The sequence below is a fragment of the Pseudomonas sp. REB1044 genome (assembly GCF_038813925.1).
GTDB classification, from domain to species: Bacteria; Pseudomonadota; Gammaproteobacteria; order Pseudomonadales; family Pseudomonadaceae; genus Aquipseudomonas; species Aquipseudomonas boreofloridensis.
In genome coordinates, this window is sequence record NZ_CP046139.1 from 4375870 (window position 1) to 4391755 (window position 15886).

Sequence of the window (15886 nt, forward strand, 5' to 3'; positions counted from 1 at the left end):
CTGACCAGGCCGCCACGTTACTCGATAATCTGCGTGGGAAAAAGCCCCAGTTTGTCGGAACAATTGCGACAATGGTCGCCTGCACTTGGACACAATTGCGGGTAAGACTACCTCACCACGCGTCTCCGACTGCCTCGGTAATAACAAGGAAAATGCGGTGAAACTCAGCGATATCGCACGTCTGGCCGGTGTCTCCGTGACCACTGCCAGCTATGTCATCAACGGCAAGGCCGAACAGCAGCGCATCAGCAGCGCCACCGTCGAGCGGGTGCGCGCCGTCGTCGCAGCCCATGACTTCACACCCAATCCCCAGGCTGCCGGCCTGCGCAGCCGTCACACGCGGACCCTCGGCTTCATCTTGCCGGACCTGGAAAACCCCAGCTATGCGCGCATCGCCAAGCAACTGGAGCAAGGCGCGCGTGCCCGTGGCTATCAGTTGCTGATTGCCAGCAGCGACGATCAGCCCGAGAGCGAACGTCAGTTGCAGCAGTTGTTCCGCGCCCGCCGCTGCGACGCGCTGTTCGTCGCCAGTTGCCTGCCGGCCGAGGACGACAGCTACCGCGAGATGCAGGCCAAGGGCCTGCCGGTGATCGCCATCGACCGCTGCCTGGACCCCGAGCATTTCTGCTCGGTGATCAGCGACGACCACAATGCAAGCCGCCAGCTCACCGACAGCTTGCTGCTCACCGCGCCGCGCAGCATCGCGCTGATCGGCGCACGCCCGGAACTGTCGGTGAGTCAGGCCCGTGCGGCGGGCTTCGACGACGCCTTGCTGGGCTTCGCGGGCGAGGTGCGACGCCAAGAGGGCGAGGCGTTCAGCCGCGCCTGCGGTCAGCGACTGATGCAGGCGCTGCTGGACGAATTGGGCGGCCTGCCCGACGCCTTGATCACCACCTCGTACGTGCTGCTGCAGGGCGTATTCGATGCCCTTCAGGCACGCGGCAGCGAAGCCCGGCAATTGCAGTTGGGCACCTTTGGCGACAACCAGCTGCTGGACTTCCTGCCGCTGCCGGTCAACGCCATGGCGCAGCAGCACGGGCAGATCGCCGCCACTGCCCTGGAACTGGCGCTGGCCGCCATCGAGCAGAAGCGCTATGCGCCAGGGGTGCACGCGGTGGCGCGGACCTTCAAGCAACGCATTGCGGTCTGAGCATGCGCCTGATCGACACCCACACCCACCTGGACTTTCCCGACTTCGACGCCGACCGCGAGCGCCTGCTGGCCACCGCGACGGCGCGCGGCATCGAGCGCATGGTGGTACTGGGGGTTGATCAGCAAAACTGGCAACGGGTGTGGAACCTGGCCTGCCATGACACGCGCCTGCCCGCGGCGCTGGGTCTGCATCCGGTGTACCTCGCCCAGCATCGCCCGGAACACCTGACGCAATTGCGCCAATGGCTGGAGCGCCTGCACGGCGATCCGCGCCTGTGCGCCGTCGGCGAATTCGGGCTGGACTATTATCTTCCAGCGCTGGACAAGGCGCGCCAGCAGTCGCTGTTCGAAGCGCAGTTGCAGATGGCCTGCGATTTCGACCTGCCCGCCTTGCTGCACGTGCGCCGCAGCCACGCCCAGGTGATCGCCACCCTCAAACGCTACAGACCGTCACGCGCGGGCATCGTCCATGCCTTCGCCGGCAGCGCCGAGGAGGCGCGTGAGTACATCAAGCTCGGCTTCAAGCTGGGCCTCGGCGGCGCCGCCACCTGGCCCCAGGCGCTGCGCTTGCGCAAGACATTGCCGCGTCTGCCGCTGGAGAGTCTGGTCCTGGAAACGGACGCGCCGGACATGGCACCGGTCATGCACCCAGGCGTGCGCAACAGCCCCGAGCACCTGCCGGACATCGCCCGCGCCCTGGCCGACATCATGGGCGTCGAGGCGCAGGTGCTGGCCGACGCTACCCGCCGCAACACCTGCGAGCTGTTCGGCTGGCCGCACGACGACTGACCGGCGTCGCCCCAGTGCTCACAGCAGCACCGTCCACAAGGCGAACCCGGCATACCACAACACCGCACTGCGCAGCAGCAGCTCCCACAGACTGTCCAGACGCGCCAGTGCGCTCTGCGCCTCTTCCTGCTCAGGAATATCGTCGGCCACCCTGCCTACGCGAGCGATCAGTTGCCCGGCACTGAGGTGCCAGTTGAGCAACTCGTGCAGCATCACCCGGGTCACCGCTACGAAGTTGCCGACCAGCGCGAAACTCAGCGCCAGCACCCGCACTGGTAGCCAGTCCATGAGGTGACGCAATTGCACCGCACGCGCCTTGAGCGCGGGCTGATGAGCGTGGGCGGCGCTCAGGGCGAGCAACCGGTAGCCAAGCGCCGCGGCCGGCCCCAGCAGGACATACCAGAAAATCACCGCGAAAAAGCTCTGGTAGGCCTGCCACAGCAGGTTGCCTTGCACCCGGACCAGAAGGTCGCGCGGGTCGTCTGCGGCCAGGCCCAGGTCGCGCTCGGCCACATGCAGGGCGGCCTGTTCGTCGCCGCGACGCCAGGCATCGCGAAACGGTCCGAGGGCCGCCTTGGTATCGCCGCGGCCGAGACTGTAGAGCAGGACCAGCAGGTGCACCGGCAGCGCCAGCAAGCCATAGGCCACTGGCTGCAGCACATACAGCAGCAATGCCAGCAGCAGCACGGGCGCCAGCACCAGCAGCACCAGGCTCCAGTCGGCCGACACGCGTCCTCGGCGCTCCAGGCGCGCCAGCTCGGCGAGGAAAAAGCCGTCTCGCTGCAGACGATGGCGCCAGGCCGAGAACTGCTCGACCCAGAGGATCAGGACCAACACCAGAAAACTCATACCGCATCCTCGTTCAGCGCGGCGCGGTAACGCCGCCAGTCGAAAGCCGGGCCGGGATCGGTCTTGCGCCCCGGCGCAATGTCGCTGTGACCCTGAATGCGCTCCAGATCGATCGCCGGCCATTGCTGACGGATCTGTCGCGAGAGCTGGACCAGAGCGTCGTACTGGGCATCGGTGTAGGCCAGCGCATCGGTGCCCTCCAGCTCGATGCCGATGGAAAAGTCGTTGCAGCCTTCACGGCCGTCGAAACGTGACACACCAGCATGCCAGGCGCGGTCGAGCAGCGACACGAACTGGGTCACAGCGCCGTCGCGTTCGACGAACAGGTGTGCCGATACGGTCAGGTGCGCGATGCTGTCGAAATAAGGATGCTCGGCCGGATCGAGGCGGTTCTGAAAGAACTGTTGGACTTTGCCGGTGCCGAAACAGGCTGGCGGCAAGCTGATGTTGTGAATCACCAGCAGGGAGATCGCCTCGCCGAGGGACGGGCGTTGAAATTGGGCGAGGGGCAGTGAGTGACACCGCTGAACCAGCCGCTGGCGCGGTCCAATTGCATGAGGCAGATCCTGAAAGACGCCGGGAACAAGGCATCAGTATGCCCCGGCCAGATGACGCGTGCATGTGAAGATAGCCCCGGCTCAACGCACTTCGGCTGAACGCAGCTCTTCCAGCACGGCCTCCAAGGCGCGCTCGAACAGCAAGCCGTCATCCAGCACCCGCGCCTCGCCTCGGCGCAGCGCCAGGGCCAGGCCAGCACTGCTCCATTCGCGCACTTTCATGCCGGTGCGATTGGCGAAGACCAGCCGATCGCTCCCTTCGACGCGTGCCACCAACTTGCAGCGCAGCGGCTCATCTTCGTCATGCAACTCGACCCACGTGCCCAGGCGCAGGCGCCTGACCTGCTGCAACTGCAGGCTGTGCGCCGCCAACGGCGGTACGCAACTGCCGGCCGGCTCCTCAGCGATGGCCAGGATGATCGGCTCACGTATCCGGACCTCGTCGATCTCGCCCTGCCATTGACCGGGCTCGGCGCAAGCGCGCAGGTGCAGACGCTCCAACTCCATGAAGAACGCCCGTTGTACGGCCGAGTCCAGCACCACCCCGGCCAGGCCATCGCGCAAGGCCTTGAGCAGGCCGGGCAACTGCTCGATCAAACGTTGGCGCGCCAGGGGCTGGGGCCGCACGGTGATGCTCTCGAGCAAGGCGTCCAGTGTCGTCAGACCGTGCTCCCAGGCTTGCGAACCCTCGCCATGCTTGAGCCAGGCGAGCAACAACACCTGACTCCAGCACTCCATCAGCATGGTCTGCACCACGCGTGGCACCAGGCGCCCGCGCAAGCGGCGGTCGAGTTCCAACTGGACCTGTCGACGCGCCTGCAACGCACGCGCCCGCCCCTGTTCGGCATCACGGGTGCGCTGTTCCAGCAACTCGCTGCGCCGACGCTCTTCTGCGCTGAACTGCAGGAACTCCTCGAGCACATCGTTAACTACCTGCAGGTCGTCGTCGAAATCGCTGAGCAGGCGCTGGATGACACGTTCCATCCGCGCCTGCAGCGCCTCGCCGGCGCCCTCCCAGTCGATGGCCATGGCGGCTATTTCGTTGAGCAGCCGACGCGCGGGATGACTGGTGCGGCTGAACAGACTTTTGTCCAGCAAGGCCACCTTGAGCAGGGGAAGGTGCAGACGGACCAGCAGCACCCGCAGGGCTTCGGGCAGGTTGTCGTCGCGACGGATATGACCGAACAACAGTCCGATGAGGTTGATCAAGTCTTCATCGTCCGTGGCCAGGCGCCGCCGGGTGCCACTGCGTACGCCAATGCGCAGCAGCAGTTGCTCCAGTTGCTGGCCGAGGTCGAAATCGTCGGCCTCGACCGGTTCCGGCAGGTAGTGCTGCAAGTGCGTGAGCAGGCGCAACAGGTCCGCAGTACCGATCGCCTGTGCCGCCGCCACGCTCTGTACGCGTGGGGCGAGGCGACCGCGACGGGGCGCCAGCAGGTCCTGCAGCGATGCAAAGAAAGTCTGTCCGGCGCTGTCGGCATCCAGGTCAGGCCCGCCAATCAAAGAGGTCGGACCGCAGCGTTCGACCCGCGCCCGATCCTCGACGCGCCGACGCGGCCCCGGCGCCAGATGCCCAAGCACGCCGGCGGCGGCCAGCAATTGGTTGGCCTGGGCGTACAGCACATCGACATCGCGCAGCACGTAGCGCTCGAACAGTTGCAGCAGGATCAGTTTGACCCGCAGGCCCACGCCCAGCTCGCGGCCCGCATCGAGAAAATAGCGACACAGGCAGGCAGGCCCGAGGGGATTGCCGTGCACCTGCACGGGCCGGTCGAGCAGCGCGGTGAAACGCTGGCTCAGTTGTTCCAAGGCAAACCCATCGCGCGCCAGCACGCGCTCGACCATCGCCCCCACTGCCAAGGTGCGCTCGCGCGAAGGTTTGCCGATGGCCAGGTCGAAGTTTCCCAGCGGGTCGATCTGACCGAGTTGCAGGAAGGTGTCGTGAAGGGTGTCGAGAAAGGCGCGCTCGATACTTTTACGCTTGAGCCGCAGATCGCGCATGGCTTCGAAATACAGGTGCTGCGGATCGCCACCGCCGGCCTTGTCGGCCATCTCGAAGAGGGTGTCGTCGGCGTTGTCGAACAACGCCTGGAGCCCCTGGCGCAAGTGCAACGCGGCTTTGTCACGCACTTGCAGGAGGACCATGGGAAGGCCAGGCAAGGGCGCTGGCCGCCTGCTGTCGAGGGTCACCCCGAAGGGGCCCACCCTGCCTTCATCGCGCATCCCGAACTCCTTGCTGGGTATTGATCGACAGTCGAATTCGATTCGTCAAAGCGATGACGTCAAATACAAGGCGTCATTATTGATGAAAAAGATGACAGCTGCCAACACGCCCTGCCGAGTACGCGACCCGGTGCACAGTGATCGACATCGGCTTGCACGGCTGTAAAGCGTGGTCCCCTGCCCTATAATCGGCGCCACTTTGCTTGTGGAGCCGACCATGCCGAACCTACGTCTCGCCGACCTCACCGCCGAAATCGAAGCCAACGTGCGCCGTGCACTGCTCGAAGACGTCGGCAGCGGCGACATCACCGCCCAGCTGATCCCTGCCGAGCGGTTGGCCAAGGCCACCGTCATCACCCGCGAGCGCTGCGTGATCGCCGGTACCGCCTGGGTCGACGCGGTGTTCCGCCAGCTCGATCCGCGCGTAGCCGTGCACTGGCGCGTGGTCGACGGTGAGCAGGCTGAAGCCGACCAGGCGCTGTTTCACCTCGAAGGACCGGCGCGCTCGCTGCTCACTGGCGAGCGCTCGGCGTTGAATTTCCTGCAAATGCTCTCAGGCGTGGCGACCCGCGCACGCTTTCTGGCCAACCTGGTCGAAGGCACCCAGGTGCGGCTGCTCGATACCCGCAAGACCCTGCCCGGCCTGCGCCTGGCACAGAAGTACGCCGTGACCTGCGGCGGTTGCGACAACCACCGCATCGGCCTGTTCGACGCCTTTCTGATCAAGGAGAACCACATTGCAGCCTGTGGCGGCGTGGCCGAAGCCGTTGCAGCCGCACGGCGCATTGCGCCCGGCAAGCCGGTGGAAATCGAGGTGGAAAGCCTGGACGAACTGCATCAGGCGCTGGCAGCGGGCGCAGATATCGTGATGCTCGACGAGCTGAGCCTGGACGAAATGCGTGAAGCCGTTCGCCTGAACGCAGGCAAAGCCAAGCTGGAGGCCAGCGGCGGGGTCAACGAAAGTACACTGCGGGTGATCGCTGAAACCGGCGTGGACTACATCTCCATCGGCGCGATGACCAAGGATGTGAAGGCGGTGGATCTGTCGATGCGATTGAGCCTGTAACTGCGGCCCGTTCCGGTGGATCGCCGGGCTGCTGTCGTGGCCCAGCGATCGCAAACGCGGCGCGTTGCGCGCCGCGCCTTCTATCAGAACGACGCGTTGGCCAGGCCGTCCAGATAACGCTCCACATCCAGCGCGGCCATGCAGCCGGCGCCCGCCGACGTGATGGCCTGACGGTACACATGGTCAGCCACGTCGCCCGCCGCGAACACACCGGCGACATTGGTGGCGGTGGCATTGCCTTCGCGACCGCCGCTGACCACCAGGTAACCATCCTTGAGCGTCAGTTGCCCTTCGAACAGCGAGGTGTTCGGGGTATGACCGATGGCGATGAACACGCCATCGACCTTGATCTCGTCGCTGCTGCCATCGTTGTTCTTCAGGCGCGCGCCGGTCACGCCCATGTTGTCGCCGAGCACTTCGTCCAGGGTGGCGTTGAGCTTGAGTTCGATCTTGCCCTCGGCCACACGAGCGTGCAGCTTGTCGATCAGGATCTTCTCGGCGCGGAAGGTATCGCGGCGGTGCACCAGGGTCACTTTGCTGGCGATGTTGGCCAGGTACAGTGCCTCTTCCACCGCGGTGTTGCCGCCACCGACCACGGCGACCGGCTTGTTGCGATAGAAGAAACCGTCGCAGGTCGCGCAGGCCGACACGCCCTTGCCCATGAAGGTTTCTTCCGACGGCAGGCCCAGGTAGCGCGCGCTGGCGCCGGTGGCGACGATCAGCGCATCGCACGTGTAGGTGCCGCTGTCACCGCGCAGGGTGAACGGCTTGTTGGCCAGGTCGACGGCATTGATGTGATCGAAAACGATCTCGGTCTCGAAACGCTCCGCGTGCTCCTGCATGCGCTGCATCAGCGCAGGGCCGGTCAGGCCATGGGGGTCGCCCGGCCAGTTGTCGACTTCGGTGGTGGTGGTCAGCTGGCCGCCGGCCTGCATGCCGGTGATCAGCAGCGGCTTGAGGTTGGCACGGGCCGCGTACACCGCAGCACTGTAACCGGCAGGACCGGAACCGAGGATGATGACGCGGGAATGACGAACTTCGGACATGGCGTGCTCCTGTCGAGCCGGCCTGAACAGGCCGACACCGCTGTGCCGGCAAAGCCGGCTGGAAATGAAAAAGGACCTGCGCAGCACTTGGGGAAGGCTACTACGCGCAGGTCCGAAAACCTGGGGGCCACCTCCCACAGAGGGCTCGCGGCGTTTCGTGGCGTAAAGAAAGTGAACGCACTGTAGCGAGGTGGCAAAGAGTAAGGAAATATCCTTCGACAATCCACCTCATAGGCAGGCTCTATGCGCACGCGCCGTCGTTGCCGGTACTGTCGCTCAGCTTTGTTACAGAGAGTGTCGCGTCTTTCGCCGACGCCGCAAACTCGGTAAGGTCAGCGCGTTTTCCCTTCCGTGGAGCCTTTCGATGCAAGCCCCCGTCCTGTCCGGCCCGCAGTACCTGCGCGAAGGCCTGAAGCTGGTCCTGAGCCCCAGCCTGCGCCTGTTCGTGCTGCTGCCGCTGGCGATCAACATCCTGCTGTTCGGCGGCCTGATCTACTTCGCCGGCCATCAGTTCAGCCTGTGGGTCGACACACTGATGCCGACCCTGCCCAGTTGGCTGAGCTTTCTCACCTACATTCTCTGGCCACTGTTCGTCGTGCTGGTGGTCCTGATGGTGTTCTTCACCTTCACCCTGCTGGCCAACATCATCGCTGCACCGTTCAACGGCTTCCTGGCCGAGAAGGTGGAAGTGGTGGTACGCGGCGAAGACCACTTTCCGGCGTTCAGTTGGGGCGAGCTAATGGCCATGGTGCCGCGCACGCTTGGCCGCGAGATGCGCAAGCTCGGCTACTTCCTGCCACGGGCCATCGGACTGTTCATCCTGTCGCTGATTCCAGTGGTGAACGTGGTCGCCGCGCCGCTGTGGCTGGTATTCGGTGTGTGGATGATGGCCATCCAGTACATCGACTACCCGGCCGACAACAACAAGATGAGCTGGCAGGACATGCTCGCCTGGCTGCGCCAGAAGCGCTGGCAGAGCCTGGGTTTTGGCGGCATCACCTACCTGGCGCTGTTGGTTCCGGGCGTGAACGTCTTGATGATGCCGGCGGCAGTAGCGGGGGCGACGGTGTTTTGGGTGCGCGAGCGCGATCGCCCACGCTGATCCGTCGCCCGCTCACCAGGGGTGGTGCGGTCAGTGGGTCAACTGATTGGAAAACTGCCCCACCGCGCTGACCACTTGCCGCGCCCCATCCTGAATCTCCACGATCACCTGGCCGGTCTCATCGGCCAGTGTCAGGCCTTGCTCGGCCTGACGCTTGCTGGTGTCGATGATGTCCACCGCCGCCTGGGCCAACTGCTCGTTCTGCTGCACCACGCGGGCGATTTCCTCGGTGGCGCTGCTGGTACGCGAGGCCAGTTGGCGGACCTCGTCGGCGACCACGGCAAAGCCCCTGCCCTGCTCGCCAGCGCGCGCTGCTTCGATTGCCGCGTTGAGCGCCAGCAGGTTGGTCTGCCCGGCGATGTCGCTGATGGTCTTGATGATCGAACCGATCACCTTCGACTGCTTGTCCAGCGCCTGAATGCCTTCGGCCGCCTCCTGCATGGAGCGCTCCAGGCCACGCATCACCTCGACGGTCTGGGTCACCACCTCGGTCGCCTTGCGCGCGGCGGCATCGGTGTCCTGGGAGGTGCCGTAGGCCATGTCGGCGGCCCGCGCCACGGCCATCTCCTGATTCACCTGATCGGTGATCACGGTGGCGAACTTGACCACCTTGTACAGCACATCATGGGCATCGATGATCGGGTTGTAAGACGCCTCCAGCCAGACCACCCGCCCGTGGGCGTCGATGCGCTTGAAGCGCTCGACCACGAATTCACCGCGGCGCAGCTTGTCCCAGAATTGCTGGTAGGCCGCCGAATTGGCTTCCTCGGGTTCGCAGAACAAGCGGTGATGCTTGCCGCGGATCTGCTCGAGGCTGTAGCCCATCGCGTGCAGGAAACGGTCGTTGGCAGTGAGCACGATGCCGTCGAGATTGAACTCGATCACTGCCGTGGAGCGCATCAATGCCTTGATCAGGCTTTCGTGCTCACGCGACGTCTTGATGGTACGCGTCAGGTCGCTCGAATGCAGGCTGAAGCACTGGATGCGCCCGTCGGTGCCCTTGACCGGTTGCAGGATCGAGCGCAGCCAAGCCTCCTCACCGTTGCCACGCAGCAGGCGGAAGGCGCCGTTCAGGTGCTCGCCACGGGTGATGGCCGTCTTCATGCGCTGATAGAAATCCAGCGACTTCACATGCTCGGGAACGATGTCCTCGATATTGCGGCCGATCAGGCGATCGCGGGTGTAGAGCATCTCCTTCTCGAAATTACCGTTGGCCGACTCGATGCGCCCTTTGGGGTCGAGTTGCAGCACGAGCATTTCGCTGTCGAGGCTGTTCTTGATCTGCTCGATGGATTGCAGCTCCTCGCGCAGTTGCTGGATTTCTTGCTTCAGTTTGCTATTGAACATCACCGCTCTCCCCGAGCGTGCCCACCCGTCAATGGCATCTTCATCGGCTGAAACCAGACAGTCTTGATCCGCCCAAAAATAAATAATGGTGAACGGAAAAAGTGCCGGAAAACAGGCGTCATAAGGCCATCATTTTTGTGTCACATGACGGCAATCAAGCAGGCGGAAAATTTTTCACATGAATACACCGCCGCTACGCGTCACCCTGGTCAGCGAGACCTTTCCACCCGAGATAAACGGCGTGGCCAATACCCTGGGCCGGCTCAGCGATGGCCTGCGTCTGCGCGGGCATCTGGTCGAGGTGGTGCGTCCGCGCCAGGCCGGCGAAGTGGCCACCAACGCCGACGATAGCCTGCTGCTGTGCCGTGGCTGGCCGCTGCCGGGCTACCCGGGACTGCAATGGGGCGAAGTGTCGATGCACAAACTGTGGCGGCGCTGGCGGCGGCAGCGTCCGGACGTGCTGTACATCGCCACCGAAGGCCCACTGGGCCTTAGCGCCCTGCGTGCGGCCCGACGCCTGGGCATCGCCGTGGTCAGCGGCTTCCACACCAATTTCCCGCAGTATTCCGGGCAATACGGCCTGGGCCTGCTGGCCCGCCTGCTCACGCATTACCTGCGCGGGTTCCATCGGCGCACGGCCACCACCCTGGTGCCCAGCGCCAGCCAGCGCCTGGAACTGGAGCGGCGCGGCTTCGAGCGTCTGGCATTGATGGCTCGCGGCGTCGATGGGCAATTGTTCAATCCGGCAAAGCGCGACCAAGCGCTGCGCGATCGCTGGGGGTTGGCGGCGGACGATATCGCGGTGCTGCATGTCGGGCGGCTGGCGGCGGAAAAGAACCTGGCCCTGCTGCAACCCTGCCTGCGCGCCCTGCAACAGGCCCATCCACAGCGACGCCTGCGCCTGATCGTGGTGGGCGACGGGCCGCAGCGTGCGCAGTTGCAACAGCAGATGCCCGAGGCGGTCTTCTGCGGGGCGCAACGCGGCGAATTGCTGGCTCAGCATTACGCCAGTGGCGACCTGTTCCTGTTTCCCAGCCTGACTGAAACCTTCGGCAACGTGGTGCTCGAAGCGCTGGCCTCGGGCCTGGCGGTGGTCGCCTATGATGAAGCCGCTGCGGCCCAGCATATTCGACATGGTCATAGCGGCGCGCTGGCCATGCCGGGCGATCAACCGGCGTTCATCGACGCCGCCTGCTGGCTTCTCGAGGACGACGAAACCCTTCGACGCGTGCGCCTCAATGCGCGCCAGCACGCCAGCCGCCAAGGGTGGCAGACGATCGTCGAGCAATTCGAAGGTCATCTGTATGCCGCCTGCGCGGCGAGCACCACCCATGATGCCCGAGCAATCAAGCCGCTGGCGATAAAGCCCGGCTCGACTGCCTCGAACAACTGAGCGTCAGCCTGGTCGGCGCGCGATCAGCCCAGCGCCTTCTCGATCGCCTGCAGCACGCTCGGCTCGTCCGGCGCGATGCGCGGGGCGAAACGCGCCAGCACACGGCCGTCCTTGCCGACCAGAAACTTCTCGAAATTCCAGGTGATGTCCCCCGGAAACTCGGCGCCCTCGCCCGCCAGTAGCCGGTACAGCGGGTGACGCTCGGGCCCATTGACCTCAAGCTTGGCACTGAGCGGGAAACTGACCCCGTAGTTCAGGCTGCAGAACGCCAGGATCTCCTGCGCCGACCCTGGCTCCTGTCCGGCAAACTGGTTGCAAGGCAAGCCGAGCACAGCAAAGCCTCGGTCCTTGAACTGCTGGTACAGCTTCTCCAGTGTCGCGTACTGGGGCGTCAGGCCGCACTTGGAGGCGACGTTCACCACCAGCACGACCTGCCCCTTGAACGGCGCCAGAGGCAAGTCCTCGCCGTCGAGCAACTTCAGCGTCAGGCCGTGAAATGCACTCATGTTGATTTCCCTCTCAGGTGACCGATGGCCGTTGGGGCGAATGGGGCCCACTAAAAAGGCGCTCGATCAAGCCGTATACCCTCCCGTAGGGGCGGGTCGGCTTGTCCGAGCGCCTGACGACTCTCAGAGCTTAGCTGAGAAATCAGTGCTGATGGCCACCCTCGCCGTGCACGTGGCCATGGGCGAGTTCTTCCTCGCTGGCATCACGCACATTGACCACCTTGACCTTGAAGTTCAGCCGCTGGCCGGCCAGCGGGTGGTTGCCATCGACGGTGACGTCGTCGCCGTCGAGGTCACGGATGGTGACGATCTGCATCTGGCCGTCCGGCGCCGAAGCGTGGAACTGCATGCCAACTTCCAGTTCGTCGACGCCTTCGAACATGCTGCGGTTCAGGGTGCTGACCAGCTCGGCCATGTACTCGCCGTAGGCCTCTTCCGGCTCGATGGCAACGGTGAGTTCATCACCAGCCTGCTTGCCTTCCAGCGCCTTTTCCAGGCCCGGAATGATGTTGGCGGCACCGTGCAGGTAGACCAGCGGCGCGCCACCGGCGGAGCTGTCGATGGTCTCCCCGGCGTCGTTGGTCAGGGTATAGTCGATGGAGACTGCCTTGTTGGCGGCGATCAGCATGGGGCAAGACCTTTTGCAAAAGAATGTAGAGCGCGCAAGTGTAACGAAGGGTTCGCCCGAATGCGAACGCGTAGCCGAGGGGGAACGCCCCATCAGTCGGATCGTCGACTTCCAGCAAGACGAGAACGGCCATTGGGTGGTCGCACTGTCCTGCGGCCATACCCAGCACTTGCGCCATCAGCCGCCCTGGCAGAACCGAGCCTGGGTGCTCGACCCAGAGCAACGCGCCGCCCGTGTCGGCCAGGTCTTCACCTGCGGCTGGTGCGCGAGAGGGGCTGATGGCGCTACCCTTGACCGTTGATTCCTTGCACCGCTCATTCGAGACGCCACGCATGCAGACATTTTTCATCGCGCCGACCGACTTCGGGGTCGGCCTGACCTCCATCAGCCTGGGCCTGGTGCGCACGCTCGAGCGCGGCGGGCTCAAGGTCGGGTTCTTCAAGCCGATCGCCCAGCCCCACCCTGGGGACACTGGCCCGGAACGCTCCACCGAACTGGTTGCCCGCACCCACGGCATCAAGCCACCGACGCCGCTGAGCTTGGCTCAGGTCGAGCGCATGCTCGGCGACGGCCAGCTCGACGAACTGCTCGAGCAGATTATCCGCCTGTACCAGCAGGCCTGCGTCGGCAACGACGTGGTGGTGGTAGAAGGCATGGTGCCGACTCGCCACGCCAGCTATGCGGCGCGGGTCAACCTGCACTTGGCCAAGAGCCTGGACGCTGAGGTGATCCTGGTATCGGCTCCGGAAAACGAAGTGCTCAGCGAGCTCTCGGGGCGGGTCGAATTGCAGGCGCAGATGTACGGCGGCCCGCGCGACCCGAAAGTGCTCGGGGTCATTCTCAACAAGGTGCGCACCGACGAGAGCATGACCGACTTTGCCACTCGCCTGCGCGAGCATTCGCCGCTGCTGCGCGGCGACGACTTCCGCCTGCTCGGCTGCATTCCCTATCAACCCGAGTTGAACGCGCCACGTACCCGTGACGTGGCCGAATTGCTGGGTGCCCAGGTGCTCAATGCAGGCGACTACGAACAGCGGCGCATGAACAAGATCATCCTCTGCGCGCGTACGGTGGCCAATACCGTGCCGCTGCTGACGTCCGGCACCTTGGTGGTGACCCCGGGCGATCGCGACGACATCATCCTCGCGGTGAGCCTGGCGGCGATCAATGGCGTGCCGCTGGCCGGGCTGCTGCTGACCAGCGACAGCAAACCGGACGCGCGCATTCTCGGCCTGTGCCGCGGTGCGCTGCAGGCCGGCCTGCCGATTCTGTCGGTGAGCACCGGCTCCTACGACACCGCCAACCTGCTGAACTCGCTGAACCGGGAAATCCCGGTGGACGATCGCGACCGCGCCGAGTTCATCACCGACTTCGTCGCCAGCCGCCTGGACGCCGCCTGGCTGCACCAGCGCTGCGGCACGCCCCGTGAACTGCGTCTGTCGCCGGCGGTATTCCGCTATCAGTTGGTCCAGCGCGCACAGCAAGCCAACAAACGCATCGTCCTGCCCGAAGGCGCCGAACCGTTGCTGGTGCAGGCTGCGGCCATCTGCCAGGCCCGTGGCATCGCCCGCTGCGTCCTGCTGGCCAAGCCCGAAGACGTCGAGGCCGTAGCCCGCGCGCAAGGCATCAGCCTGCCGGCAGACCTGGAAATACTCGATCCCGAGCTGATTCGCGCGCGCTACGTGCAGCCGATGGTCGACCTGCGCAAAAGCAAGAACCTCAATGCGCCGATGGCCGAGCAACAACTGGAAGACCCGGTGGTGATCGGCACCATGATGCTCGCCCTGGACGAGGTCGATGGCCTGGTTTCGGGCCTGGTGCACTCCACGGCCAACACCATTCGTCCGGCCCTGCAACTGATCAAGACCGCGCCCGGCGCCAGCCTGGTGTCCTCGGTGTTCTTCATGCTGTTTCCCGAGCAGGTGCTGGTGTACGGCGACTGCGTGATGAACCCGCACCCCAACGCCAGCGAGCTGGCCGAGATTGCCCGGCAGAGCGCTGAATCGGCGCAGGCCTTCGGCATCGCTCCACGGGTGGCGATGATCAGCTATTCGAGCGATTCGGCGAGCGATGAGGAAGTGGAGAAAGTGCGGGAGGCCACGCGCCTGGCCCAGGATACCGAACAGGGGCTGCTGATCGACGGCCCTCTGCAATACGACGCAGCGGCCAACCCGCAGGTCGCCCGCCAGCTCGCGCCCAACAGCGCGGTGGCCGGGCGCGCGACGGTATTCGTGTTCCCCGACCTGAACACCGGCAACACCACCCACAAAGCCGTGCAGCGCAGCACGGATGGAGTCAGCCTGGGGCCCATGCTGCAGGGGTTGCGCAAGCCGGTGAACGATTTGCCGCGCGGCGCACAGGTGGATGACATCGTACACACCATCGCCCTGACCGCCATCCAGGCCAGTCAGGTGCGGTGATCAGGCATCGGGGCCGCAGTGCGGCCCCTTCCTGGGATCAGGGATACTGCTGGACAGTGCCCTGCTGGCCGGCGCCCTGTTGGTCATACTGCTGACCCGGAATCGGCTTGAGGTTGACCTCGACGCGACGGTTCTGCGCACGGCCATTGGCGTCGGCGTTGCTGGCAATCGGCTGGTCCGGGCCCATGCCACGCACGCTCACGCGCGAAGCATCGACGCCTTGGGACTTCAGGTAGGTGCTGACCGCTTGGGCACGACGCTGGGACAGGTCCATGTTGTGCTGGCGGCTGCCGGTGCTGTCGGTGAAGCCGACCACTTCGATGGTGTTCTGGTTGAACTGCTTGAACGAGTTGGCGAGGTTGTTCAGCGGGGTGTAGAAGCTGGAGGCGATGTTCGCCGAGTCGGTGGCGAAGGTGATGTTACCCGGCATGATCAGCTTGATCTGGTCGCCCTGGCGCTGCACCTCAACGCCCGTATTGGCCATCTGCGCGCGCAGCTCGGCTTCCTGCTTGTCGGCATAGTAGCCATAGCCGGCAGCGGCGGCGCCCACGGCGGCAGCACCGATCAGCGCGCCCTTGCCACGGTGGTTGTGGTCGATGGCGGCACCGGCCAGCGCACCGGCCAAGGCGCCCAGACCACCATACTTGGCGGTCTTGCTCATCCCGGAACCGTCACCCTGGGCCTGCCCCTGGTTGTCGTAGGGGTTCTGCCCGGCACAGCCGGTCATCAGGGCAGCGGTAGTAGCGACGATAATCAGACGGCGCATGTTGAACATGGACAAGCTCCTGGTGAAGTTCGGAAAGTGCGG

14 protein-coding genes and 1 pseudogene are annotated in these 15886 nt (G+C 64.8%); 7 read left to right on the plus strand and 8 right to left on the minus strand.

What is annotated here, in order from left to right:
* Positions 1-157: 157 nt before the first annotated feature.
* Together cra and GKC70_RS19945 are read left to right on the plus strand one after the other, a co-directional pair.
* On the plus strand, positions 158-1150 hold the full coding sequence (cra, locus tag GKC70_RS19940) for a catabolite repressor/activator (RefSeq protein ID WP_342649685.1): 993 nt from the start codon (positions 158-160) through the stop codon (positions 1148-1150).
* Positions 1151-1152: 2 nt separating this feature from the next.
* Entirely contained in the window at positions 1153-1941 is a 789-nt protein-coding gene (locus tag GKC70_RS19945) for a TatD family hydrolase (RefSeq protein ID WP_317870740.1), read from the plus strand.
* 18 nt (positions 1942-1959) lie between these two features.
* Here the strand turns inward: GKC70_RS19945 and ampE are convergent, their stop codons facing one another.
* From ampE to GKC70_RS19960, 3 genes and pseudogenes are all read right to left on the minus strand, one after another.
* A complete protein-coding gene (ampE, locus tag GKC70_RS19950) occupies positions 1960-2790 on the minus strand; it encodes a regulatory signaling modulator protein AmpE (protein WP_039575334.1) in 831 nt (276 codons plus the stop codon).
* Positions 2787-3346: pseudogene (gene ampD / locus GKC70_RS19955) on the minus strand (1,6-anhydro-N-acetylmuramyl-L-alanine amidase AmpD). The gene ampE and the pseudogene ampD overlap by 4 nt, the downstream one beginning before the upstream one ends.
* An 82-nt stretch (positions 3347-3428) precedes the next feature.
* Positions 3429-5570 (minus strand): DUF1631 domain-containing protein, encoded by a 2142-nt coding sequence (locus GKC70_RS19960; RefSeq protein WP_342649686.1) that lies wholly within the window; start codon positions 5568-5570, stop codon positions 3429-3431.
* 217 nt (positions 5571-5787) lie between these two features.
* On the opposite strand from GKC70_RS19960, the gene nadC reads away from it, so the two are divergent.
* Entirely contained in the window at positions 5788-6636 is an 849-nt protein-coding gene (nadC, locus tag GKC70_RS19965) for a carboxylating nicotinate-nucleotide diphosphorylase (protein WP_304484718.1), read from the plus strand.
* A gap of 83 nt (positions 6637-6719) precedes the next feature.
* On the opposite strand, the gene trxB is transcribed toward nadC, so the two are convergent.
* Complete coding sequence (trxB, locus tag GKC70_RS19970; RefSeq protein WP_039575324.1) at positions 6720-7682, minus strand: thioredoxin-disulfide reductase; 963 nt, start codon at positions 7680-7682, stop codon at positions 6720-6722.
* Between the two features lie 364 nt (positions 7683-8046).
* Here trxB and cysZ point away from each other — a divergent pair, with 364 nt between their 5' ends.
* Positions 8047-8784 (plus strand): sulfate transporter CysZ, encoded by a 738-nt coding sequence (gene cysZ, locus GKC70_RS19975; protein WP_295486550.1) that lies wholly within the window; start codon positions 8047-8049, stop codon positions 8782-8784.
* Between the two features lie 30 nt (positions 8785-8814).
* Here the strand turns inward: cysZ and GKC70_RS19980 are convergent, their stop codons facing one another.
* Positions 8815-10131 (minus strand): PAS domain-containing methyl-accepting chemotaxis protein, encoded by a 1317-nt coding sequence (locus tag GKC70_RS19980; protein WP_342649687.1) that lies wholly within the window; start codon positions 10129-10131, stop codon positions 8815-8817.
* Positions 10132-10309: 178 nt separating this feature from the next.
* Between GKC70_RS19980 and GKC70_RS19985 the strand changes: the two genes are divergently transcribed.
* On the plus strand, positions 10310-11524 hold the full coding sequence (locus tag GKC70_RS19985) for a glycosyltransferase family 1 protein (RefSeq protein WP_342649688.1): 1215 nt from the start codon (positions 10310-10312) through the stop codon (positions 11522-11524).
* A 23-nt stretch (positions 11525-11547) separates the two neighbouring features.
* Here GKC70_RS19985 and GKC70_RS19990 read toward each other — a convergent pair whose 3' ends face one another.
* Positions 11548-12030 (minus strand): glutathione peroxidase, encoded by a 483-nt coding sequence (locus GKC70_RS19990; protein WP_342649689.1) that lies wholly within the window; start codon positions 12028-12030, stop codon positions 11548-11550.
* Positions 12031-12172: 142 nt separating this feature from the next.
* The gene (locus GKC70_RS19995; RefSeq protein ID WP_342649690.1) at positions 12173-12658 is read right to left on the minus strand and encodes a peptidylprolyl isomerase; all 486 of its coding nucleotides are present in this window, start codon (positions 12656-12658) and stop codon (positions 12173-12175) included.
* On the opposite strand from GKC70_RS19995, the gene GKC70_RS20000 reads away from it, so the two are divergent.
* The gene (locus GKC70_RS20000) at positions 12657-12959 is read left to right on the plus strand and encodes a DUF3565 domain-containing protein (RefSeq protein WP_342651554.1); all 303 of its coding nucleotides are present in this window, start codon (positions 12657-12659) and stop codon (positions 12957-12959) included. The genes GKC70_RS19995 and GKC70_RS20000 overlap by 2 nt on opposite strands.
* A gap of 31 nt (positions 12960-12990) precedes the next feature.
* A complete protein-coding gene (gene pta / locus GKC70_RS20005; RefSeq protein WP_342651555.1) occupies positions 12991-15078 on the plus strand; it encodes a phosphate acetyltransferase in 2088 nt (695 codons plus the stop codon).
* A 37-nt stretch (positions 15079-15115) separates the two neighbouring features.
* Here the strand turns inward: pta and GKC70_RS20010 are convergent, their stop codons facing one another.
* Entirely contained in the window at positions 15116-15853 is a 738-nt protein-coding gene (locus tag GKC70_RS20010) for an OmpA family protein (protein WP_342649691.1), read from the minus strand.
* Between the last annotated feature and the right edge of the window lie 33 nt (positions 15854-15886).